The organism is Kitasatospora sp. NPDC034035, assembly GCF_055575755.1.
The window spans coordinates 76,636-99,388 of the sequence record NZ_JBVISA010000018.1 but is presented as its reverse complement, the minus strand read 5'-3'; the positions used below and the strand labels follow the sequence as shown (position 1 = coordinate 99,388).

The window sequence follows — 22,753 nt, the reverse complement described above, 5'->3', positions numbered from 1 at the left end:
GCCGGGGCCCTGCTCAGCCCGGCCGCTGTGACGGGAGGATCAGCCCGCGCGCACCCAGCCGTGCCGCCCCGAAGGCCGCCAGCCCGGCTGCCCCCGCCAGCCCGACGTCCGTCCAGGACAGCGGTACGGTCTTCAGGACGTCCTGGAGCAGCGGCAGATACAACGCGCCCGCCGCCAGCCCCGCCGACGTCAGTACGGCCGCCGGGAGGAACGGATTCGCCCGGGTGAACAACCGCTCACGCAGCCCGAGCACCACGCCGAGCTGGGCCGCCAGCAGGGCGAGGAACAGCACGCTCTGCCAGGGCCGCCCGGAAGCCTCGGCCCAGCGGGCGGCTGCCAGGCTCACGGCGGTGACCATCGCGCCCAGCGCGAGGACGCCCTGCCAGAGGCCGGCGCCGAGCACGTGCTCGTGCGGGGCCCTGGGCGGCCGCCGCATCGCCCGGACGGAGACCGGTTCCGCGCCGACCGCGACACCGGTCAGGCCGTGGGTGAGCAGGTTGATCCACAGGATCTGGCCGGCGCGCAACGGCAGCGCGAGACCGAACAGCGGACCCAGGAGCATGACCAGGATCTCCGCCGCACCGCCGGACATGGCGTACAGGAGGAAGCGGCGGATGTTGTCGTAGACCCGGCGGCCCTCCTCCACGGCCGCGACGAGGGTGGCGAGTTCGTCGTCGGCCAGGACGAGGTCGGCGGCCTGGCGGGCCACCTCGGTCCCGCGCCGACCCATCGCCACGCCGATGTCCGCCTGCTGGAGGGCGGGGCCGTCGTTGACGCCGTCGCCGGTCATCGCGGTGACCGCGCCGGCCGCACGCCAGGCCTCGACGATGTCGAGCTTCTGCTGGGGGTCCGTGCGGGCGAAGACGCGCACGGCGGTGAGATCCGGGACGGTTCGCTCGGCCAGGTCCCGGCCGGTGGCCACCGTGCCCGCGCCGCGTTCCAGCAGGCCGACCCGCTCGGCGATCGCGCGGGCCGTGGCCGGGTGGTCACCCGTGATCAGGACCGGGGTGATCCCGGCCCGGCGGCAGGCGGCCAGGGTGGCGGTGGCTTCGGGCTTGGGCGGGTCACTGAGCGCCGCCAGGCCGAGCAGCCGCAGGCCGGACTCGACGGGCCCGGCCTGGGCGCTCCGGGGTCCGCCGGCCACCGCGAGGACCCGGTAGCCGTCAGCGGCGAACTGCGCCGCCCGCGCCGACGCCCGTGCCAGGGTGCTCGCGTCCTCGTCGAGTACGGCCGGGTCGAGAACGGCCTCGGGAGCGCCCTTCAGGCAGGCCTCCAGGCGCCCGTCGGATGTCCGGTGCACAGTGGTCATCCGCTTGCGGAGACTGTCGAACGGCAGCTCGTCCACCCGTGGGAACCGCTCGGCGAGCTCGGCCGGGTCGAGGCCCGCCTTGGCGGCGGCCACCAGCAGAGCGGCCTCGGTCGGGTCCCCGAGAGCCGTCCACTGCCCGTTCTCACCCGGCTTGGGCGGCCGCAGCCCGGCGTCGTTGCACAGTGCCGCCGCCCGCAGCAGCGCCCGGGCCTGGCCGAAACCGTCCGGTGGGTCCACCCGGATCTCGCCCTGCGGCCGGTAGCCGGTGCCGGTCACGGTGGCCTCCCAGCCGGGTGCCCAGAGCCGCTCGACCACCATCCGCCCCTCGGTGAGCGTGCCGGTCTTGTCGGTCGCGAGCACGGTCACCGAACCGAGGGTCTCGACGGCCGGGAGCCGGCGGACCACGGCATGACGGGCGGCCATCCGACGGGCGCCGATCGCGAGCGCGAGCGTCACCACGGCGGGCAGCGACTCCGGCACGGCCGCCACCGCCAGGCTGATCGCGGTGACCGCCATCGCCTCGGGCGCCAGGCCCCGGGCCAGCCCGAGGACGAAGACGACCAGGCACAGGGCGACGGTGACCAGGGCCAGCACCCGGCCGAGCCCGGCGAGCCGCTGCTGCAGCGGTGTGGCCCGAGGGCGCGGGTGAAGCGCGGCGGCGATCCGGCCGAGGGCGCTGTCCGCGCCGGTGGCGGTGACGGTCGCGACCGCCCGGCCGCGCACCACCACCGTGCCGGCGCTGAGTCCGGCGGCACCGGCCACGTCCTTCTCCACGGGGACGGACTCGCCGGTCAGCATCGCCTCGTCCACCAGCAGCGCGGACGCCTCGAACAGCTCGGTGTCCGCGGGAACGATGTCCCCCTCGCCGAGCAGCAGGACATCCCCCGGCACCACGGCGGCGGCCGCCACCTCGCGCTCCTGGCCGTCACGCAGCACCCGCGCCGCAGGCGCGGACAGCGCCGAGAGCGCTGCCACCGCGTTGTCCGCCCGGACCTCCTGGGTGACGCCCACGGCGGTGTTCACCACGACGACGAGGCCGATGACGATGGCATCGGCGTGGTCACCGGTCGCCACCGTCAGCACGACCGCGGCGAGCAGCACCATGATCAGCGGGTCGCGCAACTGTGCAGCGATCCTCGACCACAGTGGCGGTCGCGGCGCCGCCCCGACCACGTTCGGCCCGTGCAGCACCAGCGACCGGGCCGCCTGCTCCGCGGTCAGACCGGCAGGACGGCTGACCGTCCGGGTCACCGCACCACCCGGTCGGCCGGCCACGTGACCGGCCGGAGTCGGCGCGAGAGCGCAAGGTCCGGCCGGGCCTCCACCCGGACGGCCGACGGATCGGCACCAACCACGGCGATCACCTCCGGAGCGCCGCACCCGGACGGCAGCCCCTCCCCGACCGGTGACGGGGGAGGCGGGCGCGGCGCGGCGCGTTCTCGGACACCCTCATGGTCTCTCCGAATGCCCGGGCCCGGGAGGGCCGGTCCGGGCCGGGATCTACGTCCTCGGCACCCACCTGTTCGCCGGCTTCGTCATCCTGCTCTTCGCCCTCGGCAACCGCCGCTGAACCCGCCGCCGAACGAACACCGAGCAGAGGCCCGGTGTCCCGCCCCGTCCAGTCGCCGACCCGAGCGGCCTTCACCGCGGAGATGGGGAGATCGGCTGCGGAAGAGCGTCACGTCGTGACAGGGCGGACAGTTGAACAGCCCTGATCCCGCCAACCGCACAGCGACCAGGAGGTTCGTCATGGAATCCGCACGCCGAGGTGCCCGCACCATCGTCGTCGGCGTCGACGGCTCGCCGTCCTCGACCACGGCACTGCGCTGGGCAGTGGAACTCGCTCGGCTGGACGGCTCCGCGGTTGAAGCCGTGACCGCCTGGGACTACCTGCCGTGGAGCGGTTGGGGCCTGCCGATCCCGGGCTCCGAGGTGGAGGAGGCGGCCCGTCTCACCCTCTCGAACACCGTGGAGCGCGAGGAGGACACCATGGAATCCCCGGTACCGATCCGGCAGCGCGTCGAATACGGCCACCCTGCCGAGGTGCTGCTGCAGGCAGCTCGCGGAGCTCGGCTCCTGGTCGTCGGCAGCAGGGGTCTCGGCGGCTTCAAGGGCACGATGCTGGGCTCCGTGAGCCGGTACTGCGTGGAACACTCCCCCTGCCCCGTGGTCGTCGTTCGCGGCACCGTCTGAGCGCGCCCCGCTCGGGACCGGCTCAGGTACCGGCCGAGGTGCGCTCCACGGTGAGGTCGAGGAAGTGGGCCGAGCACGAGATGCACGGGTCGTGGTTGCGGATCGCCCGCTCGCACAGGGCGGTCAGTTCGGCGTCGGTGGCATCGCCGGCTCCCAGGCGGTCCTGCACGATGCGGCGCAGGTCCGCCTCGATCGCGCCCTGGTTCTGCGCGGTCGGCGGGACGAGGACGGCATCGGTGACGGTTCCGTCGCCGTCGATGGCGTAGCGGTGGTAGAGCAGCCCTCGCGGTGCCTCGGTGGCTCCGTGACCGGTGGCGGCTCGCGGTGACACCCCGACGTGGGGGCGCGGTGGGGGTCGGTAGGCGTCGATGATGCGCAGCGCCTCGTCGACGGCGTGGAGCACCTCGACCGCCCGGACGACGATGCTGCGGAAGGGGTTTCGGCAGACGGTGCCCTGGCGCGGGTCGCCGAGTCCGGCGTCCTGGGCGGCCTGGAGGGCGATCGGGGAGAGCCAGCGGCCGCTGATCGCGTAGCGGGCGAGCGAGCCGGTGAGGTGGCGGCGGCCGTCCAGCAAGGAGTGGAGGGCGGTGGAGTGCGGCACCTGGCTCTCGACGACGTGGTCTCCGAACGCGTGGACGTCGAAGGCACGGGTGGGCAGTGCGCGGTCGGACCCGTCGGGCAGCCCGGCGGTCTGCGGGGCGGGCATCACGGTCGGGGTGCCCAACTCGATGGCGTAGCTGCCGGGCTCGGCCAAGGCGAGCAGGTCGTGGTCGCAGCCGGCGTCGGGGAAGTCGAAGCCCGCCACCCAGCGGACCGTCTGCTGTGCGTCGTCCCGGGCTCGGCGCAACCGCTCGGCCAGGGGCCGTAGTTCGGCGGTGGTCGGGGTGCGGTGGAAGCCACCGACGCGGACGTTGACGGGGTGGATCGCCCGGCCGCCGAGTAGTTCCATGATCGCGTTTCCGGCCTGTTTGAGTCGAAGGCCGCGTTCGACGTCGGTCCGGTGGGTGCGGGCCAGGTCGACGGCGCTGTCGCAGCCGAGGAAGTCGGGTGCGTGCAGGAGGTGGATGTGCAGCGTCTGGCTCTCGATCCACTCGCCGCAGTAGAGCAGTCGGCGGAGCGCGGCGAGTTGCCCGTCCACGATGACGCCGCAGGCGTCCTCGACGGCCCGGCAGGCGCTCATCTGGTAGGCGACCGGGCAGATCCCGCAGACCCGCGAGGTGATGTCGGGCGGTTCCGTGTAGGAGCGTCCGCGCAGGAACGCCTCGAAGAACCGCGGGGGTTCGTAGATCGCCAGCCGGGCCTCGGTGACTTCGCCGCCGTCCAGGCCCAGGTGCAGTGCGGTCTCGCCCTCGACACGGGCGAGCGATCCGACGTGGAGCACCCTGGAGCAGCGGTGGGTCACCGGTCCAGCTCCTTCCGGGAGGCCGCCTCGAACTCTGGAGCTGCCGCGTTGAAGGTGCGCAGGACCCGCACCACGTCGAGGGTGTCCATGCCGTCGCGGCGCAGGAGGGGGATGAAGGAGGGGAGGTTCGTGGAGTTCGAGGGGCCGAAGCAGCCGTAGCAGCCCCGGTCGTAGGCGGGGCAGAGCGCACCGCAGCCGGCGTGGGTGACCGGGCCGAGGCAGGGGGTGCCGTGGGCGACCGTCACGCAGACCGTGCCGCGTTGCTTGCACTCGAAGCAGACGCTGTGCGCGGGGACGTCCGGTTTGCGGCCGGCCAGGTGGGCGGTGATGACCTCGATGAGCTGGTGCCGGTCGATGGGGCAGCCGCGCAGTTCGAAATCGACGGGGACGTGGGCGCTGATCGGTGTGGAGGTGGCGAGCGTGTCGATGTAGTCGGGTCGGGCGTAGACGACGGCCTGGAACTCGGCGACGTCGGCGTAGTTGCGCAGGGCCTGGACGCCGCCCGCGGTGGCGCAGGCGCCGATGGTCACCAGGCGGCGCGAGACCGCGCGGATGTGCTGGATCCGCTCGGCGTCCTGCGGGGTGGTGACCGAGCCCTCGACGAGCGACAGGTCGTACGGGCCCGGAGTGCTCGCGCTGGAGGCCTCCGGGAAGTGCGAGATCTCGACCTGCTCGGCGATGGCGAGGAGTTCGTCCTCGCAGTCCAGCAGGGTGAGTTGGCAGCCGTCGCAGGAGGCGAACTTCCACACGGCGAGCGTCGGGCGCCGGTCGGCAGTGCTCGGCATCGTCACAATTCCCTGACCGTGAGGAGGGGTTGGGCGCGGGTCCAGGTGACGACCGGGCCGTCACGGCAGAGCAGGAGGGGGCCGAGCTGGCAGTGCCCGCAGTGGCCGGTCCCGCAGTGCATGGTGCGTTCCAGGGAGACCCTGATCCGGTCGGGGGCGACGCCTCGCTGCACCAGGTCGCGGGCGGTAGCCCTGATCATCGGCTCGGGCCCGCAGATGAACGCCGTTGCCGCCGGCGGGTCGAAGGCCGCCCGGTCGAGCAGGGTCGTGACGACACCGACCTCGCCCCGCCACTGTGTGTCGGGGCGGTCGACGGTGGTCATCGTCCTCGCGGCCGTCCGCCAGCCGCGCACCTCCTCGGCGTAGAGCAGGTCACCGGGCGTCCGCGCTCCGATCAGGACGTTCAACCGCCCGTACTGCTCGGGTGTGGCAAGCGCTGCGCGCACCAGCGGGCGTAGCGGCGCCAGACCGATGCCTCCGGCCACCACCACCAGGTCGAGCCCTGCGGCGGTGGGCAGCTCCCAGCCGGTGCCGAACGGGCCGCGTACCCCGACCGTCGCGCCGGGCCGCAGCCCGTGCAACGCGCCGGAGATCGCGCCGACCGCGCGGACGGTGTGGGTCAGCCGGTGCCCGTCGAAACCGCTGACCGACAGCGGGATGTCCCCGACACCGAAGGCGTACACCATGGCGAACTGCCCCGGGGCGAACGGTGGGAGGGACGGGCCGGGCGGCTCCAGGACGACCGTGGCGGTGTCGGGTGTGTCGGCCTCGCGGCCGACCACCCGGTAAGGGACGGGAGCCGTCATCGCGCCCCACCGTCACCGGGGAGCCCGTAGAGGTCCAGCAGGCGGGTACGGGTGGCCTTCAGCCGCCGGGCGATCACCTGGGCGACGCCGTTCGTCACCGCCAGGCCGAACGCGGGGTCCTCCTCGCACGCGGCGCGGATGCGCTCGGCGTCGAACTCGGACGCCAGCACGGTGCCGCGGGTCTGCGCGCCGAGGTGCCAGCGGTACGGTTCGAACAGCCAGGACCAGCCGAGCAGATCGCCCTCGCCGAGGGTCTCCACGACGGCTTCGCGCCGGCCCGGGACGTGGACGTCGAGCGCGACGCTCCCGGAACTGATGATCCAGAACCGGTCGGCGACGCCGTCCTCCTCGAAGATTCGGGTGCCGCCGGGGAAGGCGACCTCACAGGAGAAGCCCAGCAGACGGTCGCGGTGACCGGGCGGCAGGGCACCGAGGAATCCGTGGCGGGCGACGGTCACGACGGACCCTCCTCCTCCGTCGGCCGAGCCGCGCCCTCCCGCTCGAGGTGCAGCGCGTGGGCCTCCTCCGTGATGTCGATGCCGACCGGGCACCACACGATGCAACGCCCGCAGCCGACGCAGCCCGAGCTGCCGAACTGGTCGTACCAGGTGCCGAGTTTGTGGGTGGCCCACTGCCGGTAGCGGCTGCGCGGGGTCTCCCGGACCGGGCCCGCCTGGAGGTGGGAGAAGTCCAGATCGAAGCAGGACTCCCAGCGCCGCCACCGCTCGGCGTGGTCGCCGGTCAGGTCGGTGACGTCCTCGGCGGTGGTGCAGAAGCAGGTCGGGCAGACCATCGTGCAGTTGCCGCAGGTCAGGCAGCGGGCCGCGACGTCGTCCCAGCGCTCGGCCGTGAGGGTCTCGCGCATCAGCGCCCGCAGGTCCACCGGCGGCATGCTGCGGCCCATCCGGTCGGCCGCACCGGCGACCCGCTCGCGGGCGGCCGACCGGGTCGCGGCATCGGCGGTGCGGCTCGGCAGTTCGGCCAGGACCGACTCCCCCTCCTGGCTCCCGGCCCGCAGCAGGAAGCGGTGGCCGTCGGCGTCGAGCACCTCGGTGAGCGCCAGGTCGTAGCCGGGTCCGACGGCCGGCCCGGCGCCCATGGACACGCAGAAGCAGGTCGCGCCCGGTTCGGTGCACTCCACCGCCACCAGGAACGCCCGTTCGCGGCGCCCCCGGTACGCCGGGTCGGCGTGCGTCCCGCCGGTCAGCACCCGGTCCTGGATCGCAATGGCCCGCAGGTCGCAGGGGCGGACGCCGAGGAACGCATAGGAGGGCGGCGGCGTCCGGTCCTCCGTCACCACCAGCTCCCCGTCGGCGCCCCGGTCGGCCGTCCACTGCCGCTCTCGTGGCGGGTGCAGGAACGTCTTCCATGACTGCGGGCCCGCGCTGTGGGCGAACCCGGCGCCGTCCTCGCGGGCCCGTAGCCGGTACGTCCCGGCCTCCAGTTCGACTCCCCAGCCGTAGGGCAGGTCCTCGCCGCCGGAGAGTTCGGCCAGGACGATCGCCCCGTCGCGGACCGTCGGCCCGACGACCGTACGACCGCGCCCGGCGAGGACGGCGATGAGCACGCTCAGCCCGTCCTTCTCGATCACCACCGCGCCGTCCGCCACGTCAACCTCCGCGCACCGATCACGCAGCCCGGCCAGGAGCTGTCCCGGCCAGTATCTGCGCGGACCCGTGACCAGGCGTCTCGGCGTGGTCCAGGTGGCGGCGTCCACTCCCCGTACGGTCCCGGGACGGCCTCGGTGCGACTGGCGGCCACGACGAACGGGAAGGCGAACCGCATGAACGTCGCCACGAGGATCGCCGTCATCGGTGTCGGGAACGAGTACCGGCACGATGACGGTGTGGGCTGGGCCGTCGTGGCGCGGCTGGCAGAGCGGGCCGAGCGGCAGCCCCTACCGGGCGGGACCGTGCTGCGGGTGTGCGACGGCGACCCGGCCCGGCTCATCACGCTGTGGGATGGCGCCGAACTCGCCATCGTGGTGGATGCCGCCCATGCCCACCCCGGACGCCCCGGACGGGTCCACCGCCTGGCACTGGAGAGTGAACGGCTGACGCCGGCGGGCGGCGCGACGAGCTCCCACGGGCTCGGCCTCGGCGAGGCCGTCGAGCTCGCCCGAGCGCTCGACAGGCTCCCCGGACACCTCGTCGTGTACGCCGTGGAGGGCGCCGACGCGAGTCTGGGCACCGGCCTGTCGGCACCCGTCGCAGCCGTCGTGGAATCCCTCGCCGGGCGGATCGCGGACGACATCGCGCTGCTCGGAGGCTCGCCCTCCCCGGCCCGGCGGCGTCCGCCCCTGGCGTCCGGACGCTCCGGGAGACCACCAGGGTCAGATAGTTAGGTTAGGCTTACCTCATAGGGCATGCCCCGCCCGGAACCCGTGCTCCCCGGAGCCTCCCATGTCAGGTCCGCAGATCGCCCTGCTCGGCGCCCTCGCCGGCCTCACCATCTACCTCGGCCTACCGATCGGGCGCGTGCGCAACCCCGCTCCACGGCCGCGAGCCGCACCGAACGCTCTGGCCGTCGGCATCCTGCTCTTCCTGCTCTGGGACATCCTCACCGTCGCCTGGAAGCCGATCGACGCGGCCCTGACCGCGCACCGATGGAGCACCGTCGCCACCGATGGCCCGCTGCTCGCGACCGGCCTGGCCGTCGGGCTGCTGGGCCTCGTGCGCTACGACCGATGGATCACCCGCCGCCGGGCACCGAACGCACCGACGTCCAGCGGACCGGGCGCGTCGGCAGCGACCGGACAACCCGCTACCCCCAGCCGCTCCCGGGCCGCCGATCTGGCCCTGGTGATCGCCGTCGGCATCGGTCTGCACAACTTCGCGGAGGGCCTGGCCATCGGCAACTCCGCCGCCAAGGGCGAACTCTCCCTCGCCCTCCTGCTGGTCATCGGCTTCGGTCTGCACAACGCGACCGAGGGCTTCGGGATCGTCGCCCCACTGGCCGCCGCCGGTGAACGCCCGTCCTGGGGCACCCTCGCCCTGCTCGGCCTCATCGGGGGCGGCCCCACCTTCGTGGGCACCCTCGTCGGCCAACAGGTGGCCGACGCAACCGTCAACATCGCGTTCCTGGGGCTGGCCGCCGGCTCCGTCCTCTACGTGGTCATCGAGTTGCTCGCGGTAGCCCGACGCGCCGCGATGAAGGAACTCACCACCAGGATGATCCTGCTGGGCCTGCTGCTCGGCTTCGCCACCGATGCCGTTATCACCGCCGCGGGCGTTTGAGGCCGACCCGATCGCCAGGTCACCGGAGCAGCGACTGGTCGTCGGCCGGCACGGCGAGCCACGCGGCCCCGTGTCCTGGAGAAACGTTCACCCGGTGCCGATTCGGCGGCCGGTGATCTGGTCCGCCCCGATGCGCACCCACAGCGGCCGGGAGCCGCCGGCCCACGGCGTTGCGCCTGGCAGGGCCGACAGCCGCAATTGCTCCTCGGGATCGTCGACGTGCTGGGCGTGGCCGACGACGAGGACGCTCCAACCCCGACTCCGGCGGTCGTCGATGTGGTCCACCTGGAAGGAGACCGGGGAGCCGTCGGGCGGGGCGGCGGCGCCTGCGGGGGCCGTGCGGTAGACGATCGTCGCGGCATCCACCGCGTAGTTGACCGGAAAGACGGCCGGTCCCGGCTGGACGGGCAGGACAATCCGGCCGATGCCGTGGGTGCCGATCAGCTCCCAGCACTGGGGCTCGGTGAGATGCAGCAACAGGGGGCGCGAAGCGGGCTCCGTCTGTCCGGGCGGGGCGTCGGGGCGATGGCCCTCCATGAGCTCCGGCCAGGTCATCCCGAGCACGGCGGCGATCCGGACGAACCCGGGCGGGTCGAACTCCGGCCCGGCCTCCAGCAGATGCCGCAGGTAGGTCGGCGCCATGGCGGCCTGGTAAGCCAACCTCTCTTCGCTCAGGCCGAGTTGGTCGCGGCGCCGGATGATCCGGCGGGCGAGGTCGGCGGGGTCGGGCCGGTCGGTCATGGTGTCAGCTCCTCCGTGCGACAGCGGTCACGTCCGGAAGAGCGCGACCTTCAGGGCCCCGGTGTCGGCAGCGTCAGCGAAGACGTCGTACGCGTCCTGCATCTCGTCGAGGCCGAAGCGGTGGGTGACCAGCCCGGCGACGTCCAGTCGGCCGACGGCCAGCATGTCGAGCAGCATGGGGGTGCTGTGCGTGTCGACGAGGCCGGTCGTGATGGTGACGTCGCGGATCCAGAGGTCCTCCAGGTGGAGCACCGCTGGCTTGCCGTGGACGCCGATGTTGGCAACCCGGCCGCCGGGGCGCACCAGGCGGGTGCACAGTTCGAACGTGTCGGGGACGCCGACCGCCTCGATCGCGACGTCGACGCCGAGACCGCCCCGGCTCAGTTCCCGGACGGCCTCCGGGGTGGCCTCGGTGGCGGTGAGCACAGTGTCGGCGCCGAAGCGCTCGGCCGCGTCGAGACGACTCTGCGCGAGGTCGACGGCGATGATGCGGGCCGGGCTGTAGAGCCGGGCAGTGAGGACCGCAGCGAGTCCGATGGGCCCGGCGCCGACGATCGCGACGGTGTCGCCCGGCCCGACCCGGCCGTTGCGGACGCCGACCTCGTAGGAGGTGGGCAGGATGTCGGCGAGCAGCAGGGCGTCCTCATCGGTGACGCCGTCGGGCAGCGGGTGCAGCGAGGTGTCGGCGAAGGGGGTGCGGACGTACTCGGCCTGGCAGCCGTCGATCAGGTGGCCGAGGATCCAGCCGCCACCGCCGGTGCACTGGCCGTAGCTCGCGGCTCGGCAGTAGGCGCAGCGGCCGCAGGCGGAGATGCAGGAGACCAGGACCCGGTCACCGGCCTGCACGGTACGGACCCCGGGTCCGGTCTCGGTGACGGTTCCGACGGCCTCGTGGCCGAGGACGCGGCCCTCGGTGACCTCGGGGACATCGCCCTTGAGGATGTGCAGGTCGGTGCCGCAGATGGTCACCGCGTCCACCCGGACGACGGCGTCCTCGGGGTCGCGGACGACGGGATCAGGGACGTCGCCCCAGGTACGACGGCCGCTTCCGTGGTAGGTGAGTGCCTTCATGCCCTGACTACTCCTCTCGGGCGGCGGAGCCGGGCCGGTTCCACTCGCCCTTCCAGGTTTCCGCGCATCCGTGACCGCCGCCAGGGGCCCGGTGGGGTCCTGGCGCTGGACCGATGGGCCCCCTTCGTGTCCGGCGCGGCAAGCCGGGCGCACCTACGCTGGTCAGTGGCGTCGGGTGAGCCGTGGAGGATGCCTTGGGCAGCGCGTCGGAGAGTTCCGCCCCCGTGGCGAAGCTGCGCCTGGACGACCTTCTGGACGAGCTCCAGGCCCGGCTGGACACAGCCCGGGGTACCCGTGACCGGGTGCACAGCCTGCTGGAGGCGGTGCTGGCGGTCGGCCGCGACCTGGAGCTGTCCGAGGCCCTGCGGCACATCGTGGAGGCGGCGGTCACCCTGGTGGACGCCGAGTACGGCGCGCTCGGCGTGATCGGCGAGGACCAGCGGCTGTCGCAGTTCATCCCGGTCGGCGTCACGGACGAGCAGGTCAAGCTGATCGGCGCGCTGCCGTCCGGGCACGGTGTGCTGGGCGAGCTGATCCGCCACCCCGAACCGTTGCGGCTGGCGCGGATCTCCGACCACCCGGCGTCCTACGGCTTTCCCACCAACCACCCGCCGATGAGCAGCTTCCTGGGAGTGCCGATCCGGATCCGGGGCAAGGTGTTCGGCAACCTCTACCTGACCGAGAAGCGCGGCGGCGGCGCGTTCGACGCCGACGACGAGGCGGTGCTCGCCACCCTCGCCGTCGCGGCCGGGGTCGCGATCGACAACGCCCGGCTGTACGCCCGGGCCCGGCAGCGGCAGCGCTGGCTGGAGGCGAGCGCCGAGGTCACCAACAGCCTGCTCAGGGGCAGCACGGAGCAGGAGGTGCTGGACCTGCTGATCGCCCGCGCCACAGAACTCGCCGAGGCGGACCTCGCCGTCGTCGCCGTACCGCTGCCGGACACCGGCGGACTGGAGGTCCGGATCGCCGTCGGTATGGGCGAGGAGGACCACCGGGGTCTGGTGCTGCCAGTCGAGGGCTCGTTCATGGGCGCGGCCGTCCGCACCGACGGGATCGTGGTGAGCCCGGACGTCCAGAAGGACCGTAGGATCACCGCCGGTCCGCCACGCTGGGAGGGCCTCGGCCCGGCCGTCGCCGTCCCCATCGGCACCGCCGAACAGGGCGTACGCGGTGTGCTGATGCTTGCCCGGGCAGCCGGCGCCCCGCTGTTCGAGGAGAGCGAGTCCGTGCCGCTGCTGGGTTTCGCCGGCCAGGCGGCGGTGGCGATGGAACTCGCCGAGCGCCGCCGGGACTCCGAGCAGGTCGCGCTGCTGCGGGAACGCGACCGGATCGCCCGCGACCTCCACGACCTGGCGATCCAACGGCTCTTCGCCACCGGGATGACGCTCCAGGGTGCCACCCGCTTCATCGACCATCCGGAGGCCACCAACCGCGTCCTGCGGGCCATCGACGACCTGGACGAGACGGCGAAGACGATCCGCGCCACCATCTTCGGCCTACGCCTGCGCGAGTCCGGCCCAGCTGCAGTCGGCCTTCGCACGCGGCTCGTCGATATCGTCGAACACGCTACGCGCGCCCTCGGCTTCACCCCGGCCCTGCGGATGACCGGCCTGCTCGACGCCACCGTGCCCGCCGAGATCGCGGACGCCGCCGTTGCGGTCCTGGAGGAAGCCCTGTCCAACGTGGCCCGCCATGCGAAGTCCGACGCCGTCGAGGCATCGGTCGCCGCCGGTACGGACCTCACCCTCACCGTGACCGACAACGGGATCGGCCTGTCCGACGGCGGGCGGCGCAGCGGGCTCGCCAACCTGGCCGACCGCGCCGACGCCCTCGGTGGCACCTTCACCGTCCGCACCCGCGCCGAGGGCGGCACCGAACTGGTCTGGCGGGTACCGCTGCCCGATGATTAGGGCCCGTCCCGAGCTGCCACACGGGACACCGGCGGGGTGTGCGGGTGTGTCCGGCCACGACTACGGGAGCCGGCGGGGGCACGCGATCGTCATCAACCTCTCGCCCGAGGACCGGGCAGGCCTTCGCGCCATGCGCGAGGGCCCGCACCTGGCTCGCCGTCACAACGGGTCCAGCACGTCATCGGCGGCCAGGCGGGGCGTGGGGGCGCCTTCGGGCCCGTAGCCGAGGCGGATCAGCATCTGGACGTAGCCGGGGCGGTGGTGCGGGTCGCGGGTCTCCCAGCGCAGGTAGGGCCACTCCATGGCCTGGTGCAGCAGGGAGGCGCGGACGCCGTGGACGGTGGCGGCGAGCAGGACGTGTTCCAGGGCGAGGCCGGCGCGCAGCCAGTCCGTCGGCGTGTCGTGCTCGGTGGTGAGGACGGCGATGCGGGGCTCGGCTTCGAAGGAGGCGGGCGCCCGGTGCTCGGCGGCGTGGATGGCGGAGAAGTCGCGCATCGGCAGGTGGCCGCCCCGGTCCTGGGGGCCGAGCGCGGCGACCGGGATGCCGTAGGGCGGCACCTCGCCCGTGCGGATCCAGCTGCGGCTCTCGTCCCGCTGGGCCGGGGCGGTGGTGTTGCGCCGTTCGGCCTCGGCGGTGAGGTGCAGCAGTCGGGCGGTCTCCGCGTGGTCGGGCAGATGAAGCGCCGCATCCTCAGCCCGCGCGGCCGTGGCCAGTTCGTCGAGGACGGCCGGCGGCACGGGCTCGCCGGTGAACGGTGTGCGGATGGAATGGCGGTGCCAGATCGCCTCGTACAGCTTCTCGGTAACCGGGACCGGCGCTGTGGCCACGATGTCGAGCCGGACGGCGGCGAGCAGGTCCGGCTCGGCCGGGTCGGGCAGCAGGCGCACGTCGGGCGCCCAGCCGAGATGACGGGCGGCGACCCGCAGGTTGAGGACGGCCGCGCCGACGGAGATGTGCAGGGCCCGGCCCTGCGGGTCGGCCGCCGGGACGGCCCGGCTCCGGTCGGCCCGGACCTCCAGGGTCGAGGTGTCGGGCTCGAACCGGAAGCGCCAGGGCTGGCTGTTGTGGATCGAGGGTGCGGCGACCGCCGCGGAGACGAGCTTCTCCAGTGCGGCGGCGTCGAGGGCGAGGGTGGGCATGACCGCCTCCAGGGGTGCGGTGTCAGCCTGAGCCGGGCGGGTCGCCGCCGCGCAGGGTTTCCAGGCGGCTGCGGTACTCGTCGGGGTCGATCTCGCCACGGGCGAGGCGTTCGGCGAGCAGCTGTTCCGGCGTGGGCCGCTGTGGTGGTGGCGCGGTGGGCGTCGACGCCGCCGGGCCGTGCGGGGCGGTCCGCCCCACGTACCGGACCAGGGCGATCACGCCGAAGGCCACGAGCGCGAGGAGGAGCAGCATGCTCACGGTCATCAGGCCGATTCCCCAGCCGTTCATGCCGTGATCGTTCCAGTACATCATCGCCGTCTCCTCAGCCGTGGTGGGCGGTCGATCACCTCCACCTTGCAGCCGGGGCCCGGCGCGGCGCTTGGGCCGTTCGGCTCCCTCCGGGGGTCCACCCGGGCACTGTGGCTCAGTGCGGGCGCTGGTGGTGCTGTTCGGGCTCGGCGTGGGCGGCGAGGACAGCGGCCTGGAGGCGGCGCTCGACGCCGAGCTTGGCGAGCAGGCGCGAGACGTGGTTCTTCACCGTCTTCTCGGCGAGGTAGAGCTCCTGACCGATCTGTCGGTTCGTCTTCCCCTCCCCCACCAGGGCGAGGATCTCCCGTTCCCGGGGCGTGAGTTGGGCGAGCGCAACATCGGTCGCACTCTCCTCGTGGTGGCGCAGCTACCGCAGCAGGTGGACCTGCGGCTGATCCACGCGGTATGAGTCGGGGTGAGGTCAGCAACCGGCCGACGGCCGGCTGTCGTCCGTGTCCCACGTGAGGTGGTCGGCGAGGCCGTTGATGCCGTCGATCCGGGCGATCTGGAGGCAGAGCGCTGCGGCATCGCTGCGGGTGCGGGTGCGTCCGGCCACCGAGACGCGGCCCCGCTCGCAGCGGATGTGCAGCGAGTTCCCGACGACGCCGCTGCCCGGGGTGAGGGCGAGGTCGAGGGCCTCGGCCCGGATCGCCTCGTCGTCGCGGCGCAGGGCGTCAAGCAGGTCGTGCGAGGACAGCAGGCCGACCAGCCGGCCGTCACCGTCCACGACGGGCAGGTGGTGCAGGGAGTGCCCGGCCAGCAGGGCCACCGCCGCGACGGCGCTCGTGTCGTCCGTGACGGTGATCGCGGGGGCAGCCATGAGGTCGCGGGCACGGAGCTCGTCCTGGAGGTCCTCGTCGGCGTAGGCGGCGAGCAGGTCGGACGCGGCGACCACGCCGGTGACCGTGCTGTCCGCCGTCACCACCGGCACGATGCCGCGCCGCGAGGCGCTCAGCACGGCGGCGACGGTGGCGAAGTCGGTGCCCGGGGTGACGGCGACGCCGGGTCGGCTCATGCAGTCGCCGACGCGGGTCCGGCCGGGCGGCCGGGCGGGATCGGGAGACGGGAAGGTGTCGCTCGGTGTGCCGTCGAGGATGCTGTGCTTCACGGTGTTCACTCCCCCTCGACGACCGTGGGCCGCCGGAGCCGCCGCAGGTAGGGGTCGAAGGAAGGACGGGGTTCGAGCCGGACCCGGGCGTCCACGCAGACGGCTCCGTCGGGGCGGGCGATGACGGGGTTGAGGTCGACCTCGACGACTTCCGGGAAGTCGTCGGCCAGCCGGGACAGCCGGGCGAGCACGGACCGCACGGCCGAGAGGTCGACCGGAGGTGATCCGGCATGCCCTGACAGCAGGGGCGCGCCGCGCAGTTCGGCGACCATGGTGGCGAGGTCACGTTCGCTCAGCGGAGCGAGCCGGGCCACCCGGTCGGCGAGGACTTCGGTGGCGGTGCCTCCCATGCCCAGGATGACCAGCGGCCCGAAGACGCGGTCCTGGACGACGCCGGCCAGCAGCTCGACCCCTGGCACCGCCATCGGCTGAACCACCGCCCCGGCCAGGTCCGCCCCGAATCTGCGGGCGAACTCCCGGTAGGCGGCGCGGACTTCACCGTCGTCGGCGAGGCCCGTACGGACGGCGCCCGCGGCGCTCTTGTGCACCTGGCCCGGCCAGTACGCCTTCAGCGCGACCTTGCCCTCGTACCCCAGGCGTCGCAGCCCGGCGGCGGTGAGCACGGCGAGGTGTTCGTCGCGCGCCCAGACCGAGGTGACGAGCGGCAGGCCGTAGCTCTCCAGCAGGTCGGCGGTGGTCAGCGGATCGAGCCAGCCGCCCTCGCGGTGGGCTGTGAGGTAGCCGTCGACCAGACTGCGCGCGGTGCGCTGGTCACAGTCGGGCGGGTCCACCTCGGCGGAGGCCGGTTCGGCGAGCCACTGAGCGCGGTCCCGAGCATGGGCGAGGGCGCGGGCCGCCGCTGCGGTGTCCGAGTACACCGGCAGTGCTCCGCTGTCCGCGCAGCCGCGGTACCGGACGGGCACCTGCTGGTCGAGCAGGACGGCGGCGATCGGGACGCGGCGCCGGGCCGGGCCCTCCAGCAGGGCACGCACCGGGTCGCGGCCGGGGGTGGTGCCCAGCGCCGTCGGCACCAGGCACACCAGGATCGCGTCCACAGCCGCCTCGTGCTCCAACGCCCTGAGGAAGCAGGCCAGTTCGGTCGGACCGATCGCCGCCGTGGTGTCCACCGGGTTGCGAACGGAAGCACCGGGCGGCAGCAACTCGCTCAGCTCCTGCGGGAGTTCGGGCAGAGTCAGCCCGACGTCGACGCAGGCGTCCGCAGCCAGGATCCCGATGCCGCCCGCGTTGGAGACCACGGCGACCGCGCCGCGCGGGGCGGGCAGCGGCTGGGCGTGCAACAGGGCGGCGGCCTCGACGAGTTCCTCGATGCTGCGGGTGGCCGTGATGCCGGCCTGCCGGAACAGCGTCTGCCGGGTGACGGTCGGGGTGGCAGCCGCCGCAGTGTGCGAGGCGGCTCCCCGGCGCCCGGCGTCCGAGCGGCCGGCATCCACGGTCAGCACCGGCAGCTTCCGGGTGACGCGGCGGGCCGTGCGGGCGAAGGCCCGCGGGCTGCCGAAGGACTCCAGGTGGAGCAGGGCCAGGTCGGTGCGGCCGTCCACCTCCCACCACTGGAGCAGGTCGTTGCCGCTCACGTCGTACTTGTCGCCGAGCGAGACGAAGCTCGACACCCCGACCCCCAACCAGGCCAGCCGCTCCAGCAGGGCGATCCCGACGCCGCCGCTCTGCACGGCCACCCCGGCGGTTCCGGGCCTCGGGAACGCCCCGCCGAACTCGGCGTCCAGCCGGACGGCGGGATCGGCCTGCGCGATGCCGAGGCTGTTCGGGCCGACCAGCCGCACGCTGTACCGGCGGCAGGCGCGCATCAGCCGCCGGGCGCCGTCCGGGCCGAGCCCGGAGGTGAGCACCACCAGCGCCCGGACGCCTGCCCGGCCGCACTCCTCGGCAACCTCCCCCACCGCGGCAGCCGGGACGGCAAGCACCGCGAGATCCGGCACGGCCGGTAGCGCGCCGACGGACGGGTACGTGGGCTCGCCGTCGACCTCGGCGGCGTGCGGGTTGACCGCCCAGACCGGCCCGGCGAAGCCGCCCTGCCGGATCCTCGCGAGGACGGTCCGCCCGACGGACCCCTCCCGACGGGACACCCCGACCACCGCGACCGAGGCCGGGCGCAGCAGCGCGGCCAGGCTCGCCACGTCGGCCCGGCGGCCTCGTTCGTCGACCGCCGCACGGTAGCGCTCGTCCGTCTCGTCCAGCGGCACCCGCACCCTGACCTCCCCTTGCGCGAGCCGGCGATGCACCGGCAGGCCGAGGTCCGCGAACACCTTGTGCACCCCGCGGTTGCCGGCCAGGGTGTCGGCCTCGAAACAGCGGACGCCCACGGCCCGGGCGGCGTGCACGAGGTGCTCCAGCAGCAGGGTCGCGACGCCGCGACGGTGCCAACGGTCGGCCACCGCGAGCGCCAGCTCCGCCGTCTGCGGCGAATCGTCCAGCAGCTCACAGTCCGCCTCGCCCACCAGCTCCTCCCCCGCCCAGGCCCCCAGTACCAGCAAGCCGGGGCGCGGCGGCCCGCACAACCGGTCGGCGGCCTGCCGCGGCGCGTTGCGGCTGACGCCGAAGAACCGCATCCGGCGGCTCTCCTCGGACATCCCGGCGGTGTGCAGGTCGAGCACCGCCTGGTGGTCCTGCGGGCCGAGCGGACGGATCCGGACGGTGGTGCCGTCGGCCAGCAGTGCCTCGGCGGTGCTGCGCAGCGGGTGGACGGTGGACATGGCGCATCTCCTCGGCCGTCGCCGTTCTACCCCTCCAGCCTCCACGTCCGCCCCTGGCCCCGGCAGGGCCGACCGGCCCCGCCCGCGCCGCCGAACGGCGCCGCCGCCCACGGAGGGTCGCCGGATGGCCCGTCGGTCCTGCCGAATCCTCGCCCGCGCCGTCCACCGGGCACTCACCGCGCTGGTCACCCCCCCAGTGAGGCGTTCCTCGCCGGTGCCGGTCCGCTCACCACCCGCACATGCCGCTGTCCGAGCAGAGCGGCGAGCGGCTCGGCGGCGCGCTGCGCACACTGGAGGCAGACCCGTCGGCGCGGAGGTCGCGAGGTGGCAGCGGACGCAGCAGCGGGACAACCCGACATGCCGGACCCGTGGACCCTCCGCTACCAGGGCTTCGACCCCGCCGAGGAGGGGCTGCGGGAGGCGTTGTGCGCGGTCGGCAACGGCTACGTGGTCAGTCGGGGTGCCGCGCCCGAATCCGTCGCCGACGGTGTCCACTATCCGGGGACGTACCTGGCGGGCTGCTACGACCGCGCGGACTCGACGGTCGCGGGGCGGGTCGTGACCAACGAGGACCTCGTCAACTGGCCGAACTGGCTTCCGCTGACATTCCGCCCGTCGGGCGGTGTCTGGTTCTCCGGCCCGCCTGCCGAACAGACCGTGGAGCTGGACCTGCTCCGGGGCGTTCTGACCCGCACCGCCCTGGTCGTCGACGACCGGGGACGGCGGACCCGGCTGGTGCAGCGCCGCCTCGCCAGCCAGGCCCGCCCTCATCTGCTCGCCCTGGAGAGCGCCATCACTCCGGAGAACTGGTCGGGTGGACTGGAGGTCCGCTCGGCGCTGGACGGTGACGTCGCCAACACCGGCGTCGCCCGCTACCGCGGATTGACGGAGCGCCACTTCGCCTCGTCCAGCCAGGGCGTGGACGCGAACGGACTGCTCTGGCTGGAGGCCTCGGCGGCCGACTCGCCGTTGCGCATCGCGCTTTCCGCCCGCACCAGGGCGAACGGGGCCACGGTGTCGACCGAGTCCCGTGACAGCTGGGCGGCCCACGTCCTCACCGTGCGGGCCGACCGTGGCCGACCGGTCACGGTCGAGAAGACCGTGGCGCTGCACACCTCCCGCGATCGGGCGATCGAGACCCCGCTGCGCGCCTCCCGGCTGCTCGCCGCCGAGGCCGGGGTCTTCGAGGAACTACTGGCCGAACACGCGCTGCGCTGGGCGGAGTTGTGGCGCCGCTGCCGGATCGAGGCGGACTTCGACGGCGCCGGCCCGCTGCACCTGAACCTGTTCCACCTGCTCCAGACCTACTCCGAGCACTCGATCGACCTTGACGTCGGCATCCCGGCCCGCGGCCTGCACGGCGAGGCGTACCGGGGCCACGTCTTCTGGGACGAGCTGTTCGTCCTCCGGCTGCTCAACCTCCGCTTCCCCGAACTCGCCCGCGCCGTGCTCCGCTACCGCCACCGCCGCCTCGACGCCGCCCGCCGGCAGGCCCACGAGGTCGGGCTGCGCGGGGCGATGTACCCGTGGCAGAGCGCCAGCGACGGCCGGGAAGAGTCCCAGCAGCTGCACCTCAACCCGCTGTCCGGCCGCTGGCTGCCCGACCACAGCCACCTCCAGCGGCACGTCGGCTCGGCGGTCGCCTACAACGTCTGGCAGTACTACCAGGCCACCGGGGACCGCGACTTCCTCGCCTCGGCCGGAGCCGAGACGCTGCTGGAGATCGCCCGCTTCTGGTCCTCCGCCGCCACCCACGACCAGAGCCGCGGACGCTGGTCGATCCGCGGGGTGCTCGGCCCCGACGAGTACCACGACGCCTATCCAGGGGCGGACCGGCCCGGTCTGGACGACAACGCCTACACCAACGTGCTGGCGTCCTGGGTGCTGGCCCGCGCCCAGGACGCCCTGGACGTCCTGCCCGCCTACCGCCGCGACGAGCTGCGCGAGCGCCTCGCCCTCGACGATCCGGAGCTGGACCGCTGGCAGGAGGTCGGCCGCCACCTCCACGTCCCCTTCCACGACGGCGTGTTGAGCCAGTTCGACGGCTACGAGCAGCTCGCCGAGCTCAACTGGGCCGCCTACCGGCGCCGCTACCCGGACCTGCGCCGGCTCGACCGGATCCTGGAGGCCGAGGACGACACGGTGAACCGCTACAAGGCGTCCAAGCAGGCCGACGCGCTGATGCTCTGGTACCTGTTCTCCGCCCGCGAGGTGCGCGACCTGTTGCGGCGCCTGGGCTACCCCGCGCACCACGAACTGCTCCGCCGCACCACCGACTACTACCTGCAGCGCACCGTCCACGGCTCGACGCTCAGCTCCGTGGTGCACGCCTGGGTGCTCACCCGCTCCGACCGCCGCGCCTCCTGGCGGTACTTCCGAGACGCCCTGGTGGCCGACCTGCAGGACAGCCAGCGCGGCACCACGGCGGAGGGTGTTCACCTGGGCGCCATGGCGGGCGCGGTCGACCTGCTGCAGCGCTGCTACACAGGGCTGGAGGTCCGCGAGGACGCCCTCTGGCTCGACCCGCACCTGCCGTCCGCCCTCGGCCGGCTGGAGCTGGACTTGCGCTACCGCGGCCACTGGGGCGTCGCGATCGCCGTCGACCGGGGCGCGGTCACGGTGAGCCTGCGTGAGGACCGGCAGGACCCGGTCGTGATCCGGCTGCGCGGCACGCAGGCGACGATCCGACCGGGCGAGACCCGCCGTTTCCGTCTGTGAGGCCGACAGCCGGCCCGCTCATCGCCGCCCGGACCAGCGCGGTTCCACCTGCTCCCAGTCGGACTCCCAGCTCTGCTCCGCCCGCCGGTCCAGCGTGTGGCGGCGCAGCGCGAAGCCGCCCTCCGCGGCGAGCCCGAGCACGGAGACCGTGCCCAGGCCCAGCAGGGCGGCATCCGAGAGGATCTGCGTGGCTCCCTTGGGCGCGCCGACCGGGTGCCCGGCGTCGTCGAGCCCGATCACGACGGCCGTCCCGACGAGCGTGCCGTCCGGGACCGGGATGGTCCCGGCATCGGGCCCGGCCGGGTACGTCCAGCGGGCCGGGGCATACGCCCGCGCGCCGCCCGCCCGCAGGCCGTCCGACAGCGCCGGACCCGTGGTGACGGCGCTGACGACGTGCCGGTGCCGGGCGACCTGGGCCGCAGTATGCGCCTCCGCACGGAACACGACCAGCGCCGCGACCGACGCCACGCCGAGCGCGGCCAGGACCGTCAGCGCGAACCCGGCCACCAGGCGGCTGTACGCCCGGTCCAGCGGGCGGCAGAGCGGGTTGCGGTCCCGGCCGGCGGCCCGGCGGGCGTGCTGCCGCAGGGAGGTCCGCGAGGCCGGTGGCCTGTGCGTGGTGGCTGCGACGGACATGACGCGCCTCCTCCGTGCCGGGATGGCTCTGCTGGTCGTACCGCCAGTGTTCGCCGGCCCGGAGCGGCGGTTCCAGGGCCGGGTGGGCCACCGGCCCGGGCCCTTCCGGCCCCTTCCGTACCCGGCCTCCGGTGGTGCCATGGAGGTACGGACGGCTGGCCCCGTCCTCGTATCGACCCCAGGAGGACGGCATGGAAGCCGCCGTCGGAGACCGCATCATCGTCCAGGGCACCCGGCCGGGCGCCACCAGGAGGGACGGCGAGATCGTCGGCCTGCACCACCCGGACGGCAGCCCGCCGTACGACGTGCGCTGGTCCGACAGCGAGCGGGTCACCGAGTACTGTCCCGGCCCGGACGCCCGGATCCACCACTTCCACCACTCCCCTCACGAGCGCGAGGACGAGGACGCCGCCGTGCCCGCACCGCCCGACCCCCACCTCTTCGCCGACTGAAGGGCCGCCGCCGTGGCCGTCTCCGGCCGCGAGTTCGGCGGGGCGGGGAGGGCCAGGGGAAGGAGGAGGTTCGCGGGGACCACCAGCCTCCTGCGCGGCAAGGCGTCGGTACCGGCTCGCGGGTGGGGCTGCCGGGCTCCGGCGGCTGGGGCCGGTCGGCTCTCGTGCCGGGCGTCGGAGCTGCCTAGCGTGGGAGCAAGGGTCCGT

20 protein-coding genes and 1 pseudogene are annotated in these 22,753 nt (G+C 73.9%); 7 read left to right on the top strand and 14 right to left on the bottom strand.

All coding sequences use genetic code 11. The annotated features are described in order from the left end of the window. Positions 1-13: 13 nt before the first annotated feature. Complete coding sequence (locus tag ACZ52J_RS24825) at positions 14-2,560, bottom strand: cation-translocating P-type ATPase (RefSeq protein ID WP_465621797.1); 2,547 nt, start codon at positions 2,558-2,560, stop codon at positions 14-16. A gap of 154 nt (positions 2,561-2,714) precedes the next feature. Here ACZ52J_RS24825 and ACZ52J_RS24820 point away from each other — a divergent pair, with 154 nt between their 5' ends. Both ACZ52J_RS24820 and ACZ52J_RS24815 read left to right on the top strand, forming a co-directional pair. Further along, the gene (locus ACZ52J_RS24820; protein WP_465621795.1) at positions 2,715-2,879 is read left to right on the top strand and encodes a DUF6126 family protein; all 165 of its coding nucleotides are present in this window, start codon (positions 2,715-2,717) and stop codon (positions 2,877-2,879) included. Between the two features lie 179 nt (positions 2,880-3,058). After that, positions 3,059-3,502, top strand: coding sequence for a universal stress protein (locus tag ACZ52J_RS24815; RefSeq protein WP_465621793.1), 444 nt, complete (start codon positions 3,059-3,061; stop codon positions 3,500-3,502). Positions 3,503-3,524: 22 nt separating this feature from the next. Here ACZ52J_RS24815 and ACZ52J_RS24810 read toward each other — a convergent pair whose 3' ends face one another. The 5 genes from ACZ52J_RS24810 to ACZ52J_RS24790 are packed head-to-tail and all read right to left on the bottom strand — an operon-like array spanning position 3,525 to position 8,104. Continuing rightward, positions 3,525-4,904 (bottom strand): Ni/Fe hydrogenase subunit alpha, encoded by a 1,380-nt coding sequence (locus ACZ52J_RS24810; protein ID WP_465621792.1) that lies wholly within the window; start codon positions 4,902-4,904, stop codon positions 3,525-3,527. Further along, entirely contained in the window at positions 4,901-5,689 is a 789-nt protein-coding gene (locus ACZ52J_RS24805) for an NADH-quinone oxidoreductase subunit B family protein (RefSeq protein WP_465621791.1), read from the bottom strand. The genes ACZ52J_RS24810 and ACZ52J_RS24805 overlap by 4 nt, the downstream gene beginning before the upstream one ends. Before the next feature lie 2 nt (positions 5,690-5,691). Continuing rightward, complete coding sequence (locus ACZ52J_RS24800; protein ID WP_465621790.1) at positions 5,692-6,495, bottom strand: FAD/NAD(P)-binding protein; 804 nt, start codon at positions 6,493-6,495, stop codon at positions 5,692-5,694. Next, entirely contained in the window at positions 6,492-6,953 is a 462-nt protein-coding gene (locus ACZ52J_RS24795) for a Crp/Fnr family transcriptional regulator (RefSeq protein WP_452185545.1), read from the bottom strand. Before ACZ52J_RS24795 ends, ACZ52J_RS24800 begins: the two co-directional genes overlap by 4 nt. Then, positions 6,950-8,104: a 4Fe-4S dicluster domain-containing protein gene (locus ACZ52J_RS24790; RefSeq protein WP_465621788.1), complete on the bottom strand. Its 1,155-nt coding sequence runs from the start codon at positions 8,102-8,104 to the stop codon at positions 6,950-6,952. Before ACZ52J_RS24790 ends, ACZ52J_RS24795 begins: the two co-directional genes overlap by 4 nt. A 174-nt stretch (positions 8,105-8,278) precedes the next feature. On the opposite strand from ACZ52J_RS24790, the gene ACZ52J_RS24785 reads away from it, so the two are divergent. Both ACZ52J_RS24785 and ACZ52J_RS24780 read left to right on the top strand, forming a co-directional pair. Further along, the gene (locus ACZ52J_RS24785; RefSeq protein WP_465621787.1) at positions 8,279-8,839 is read left to right on the top strand and encodes a hydrogenase maturation protease; all 561 of its coding nucleotides are present in this window, start codon (positions 8,279-8,281) and stop codon (positions 8,837-8,839) included. A 58-nt stretch (positions 8,840-8,897) separates the two neighbouring features. Continuing rightward, positions 8,898-9,731: a ZIP family metal transporter gene (locus tag ACZ52J_RS24780; RefSeq protein ID WP_465621785.1), complete on the top strand. Its 834-nt coding sequence runs from the start codon at positions 8,898-8,900 to the stop codon at positions 9,729-9,731. An 87-nt stretch (positions 9,732-9,818) separates the two neighbouring features. Here ACZ52J_RS24780 and ACZ52J_RS24775 read toward each other — a convergent pair whose 3' ends face one another. Both ACZ52J_RS24775 and ACZ52J_RS24770 read right to left on the bottom strand, forming a co-directional pair. Further along, positions 9,819-10,472: a helix-turn-helix domain-containing protein gene (locus tag ACZ52J_RS24775; protein WP_465621783.1), complete on the bottom strand. Its 654-nt coding sequence runs from the start codon at positions 10,470-10,472 to the stop codon at positions 9,819-9,821. Between the two features lie 27 nt (positions 10,473-10,499). Then, positions 10,500-11,543, bottom strand: coding sequence for a zinc-dependent alcohol dehydrogenase family protein (locus ACZ52J_RS24770; protein ID WP_465621781.1), 1,044 nt, complete (start codon positions 11,541-11,543; stop codon positions 10,500-10,502). Between the two features lie 194 nt (positions 11,544-11,737). Here ACZ52J_RS24770 and ACZ52J_RS24765 point away from each other — a divergent pair, with 194 nt between their 5' ends. Continuing rightward, complete coding sequence (locus ACZ52J_RS24765; RefSeq protein ID WP_465621779.1) at positions 11,738-13,453, top strand: sensor histidine kinase; 1,716 nt, start codon at positions 11,738-11,740, stop codon at positions 13,451-13,453. Positions 13,454-13,612: 159 nt separating this feature from the next. Here ACZ52J_RS24765 and ACZ52J_RS24760 read toward each other — a convergent pair whose 3' ends face one another. The 5 genes and pseudogenes from ACZ52J_RS24760 to ACZ52J_RS24740 form a co-directional block, all read right to left on the bottom strand. Beyond that, complete coding sequence (locus ACZ52J_RS24760) at positions 13,613-14,593, bottom strand: Acg family FMN-binding oxidoreductase (RefSeq protein ID WP_465621777.1); 981 nt, start codon at positions 14,591-14,593, stop codon at positions 13,613-13,615. A 22-nt stretch (positions 14,594-14,615) separates the two neighbouring features. Then, positions 14,616-14,906: an SHOCT domain-containing protein gene (locus ACZ52J_RS24755; RefSeq protein ID WP_465621775.1), complete on the bottom strand. Its 291-nt coding sequence runs from the start codon at positions 14,904-14,906 to the stop codon at positions 14,616-14,618. A gap of 112 nt (positions 14,907-15,018) precedes the next feature. Then, positions 15,019-15,237: pseudogene (locus tag ACZ52J_RS24750) on the bottom strand (response regulator transcription factor); the annotation flags it as partial. Between the two features lie 87 nt (positions 15,238-15,324). After that, complete coding sequence (locus ACZ52J_RS24745; protein ID WP_465621773.1) at positions 15,325-16,011, bottom strand: CBS domain-containing protein; 687 nt, start codon at positions 16,009-16,011, stop codon at positions 15,325-15,327. A 5-nt stretch (positions 16,012-16,016) separates the two neighbouring features. Next, entirely contained in the window at positions 16,017-18,740 is a 2,724-nt protein-coding gene (locus ACZ52J_RS24740; protein WP_465621771.1) for a bifunctional acetate--CoA ligase family protein/GNAT family N-acetyltransferase, read from the bottom strand. 357 nt (positions 18,741-19,097) lie between these two features. On the opposite strand from ACZ52J_RS24740, the gene ACZ52J_RS24735 reads away from it, so the two are divergent. Further along, a complete protein-coding gene (locus tag ACZ52J_RS24735) occupies positions 19,098-21,458 on the top strand; it encodes a glycoside hydrolase family 65 protein (protein WP_465621769.1) in 2,361 nt (786 codons plus the stop codon). An 18-nt stretch (positions 21,459-21,476) separates the two neighbouring features. Here ACZ52J_RS24735 and ACZ52J_RS24730 read toward each other — a convergent pair whose 3' ends face one another. Further along, on the bottom strand, positions 21,477-22,094 hold the full coding sequence (locus tag ACZ52J_RS24730) for an Rv1733c family protein (protein ID WP_465621767.1): 618 nt from the start codon (positions 22,092-22,094) through the stop codon (positions 21,477-21,479). Between the two features lie 191 nt (positions 22,095-22,285). Between ACZ52J_RS24730 and ACZ52J_RS24725 the strand changes: the two genes are divergently transcribed. Beyond that, positions 22,286-22,546, top strand: coding sequence for a DUF1918 domain-containing protein (locus ACZ52J_RS24725; RefSeq protein ID WP_465621765.1), 261 nt, complete (start codon positions 22,286-22,288; stop codon positions 22,544-22,546). Positions 22,547-22,753: the final 207 nt, after the last annotated feature.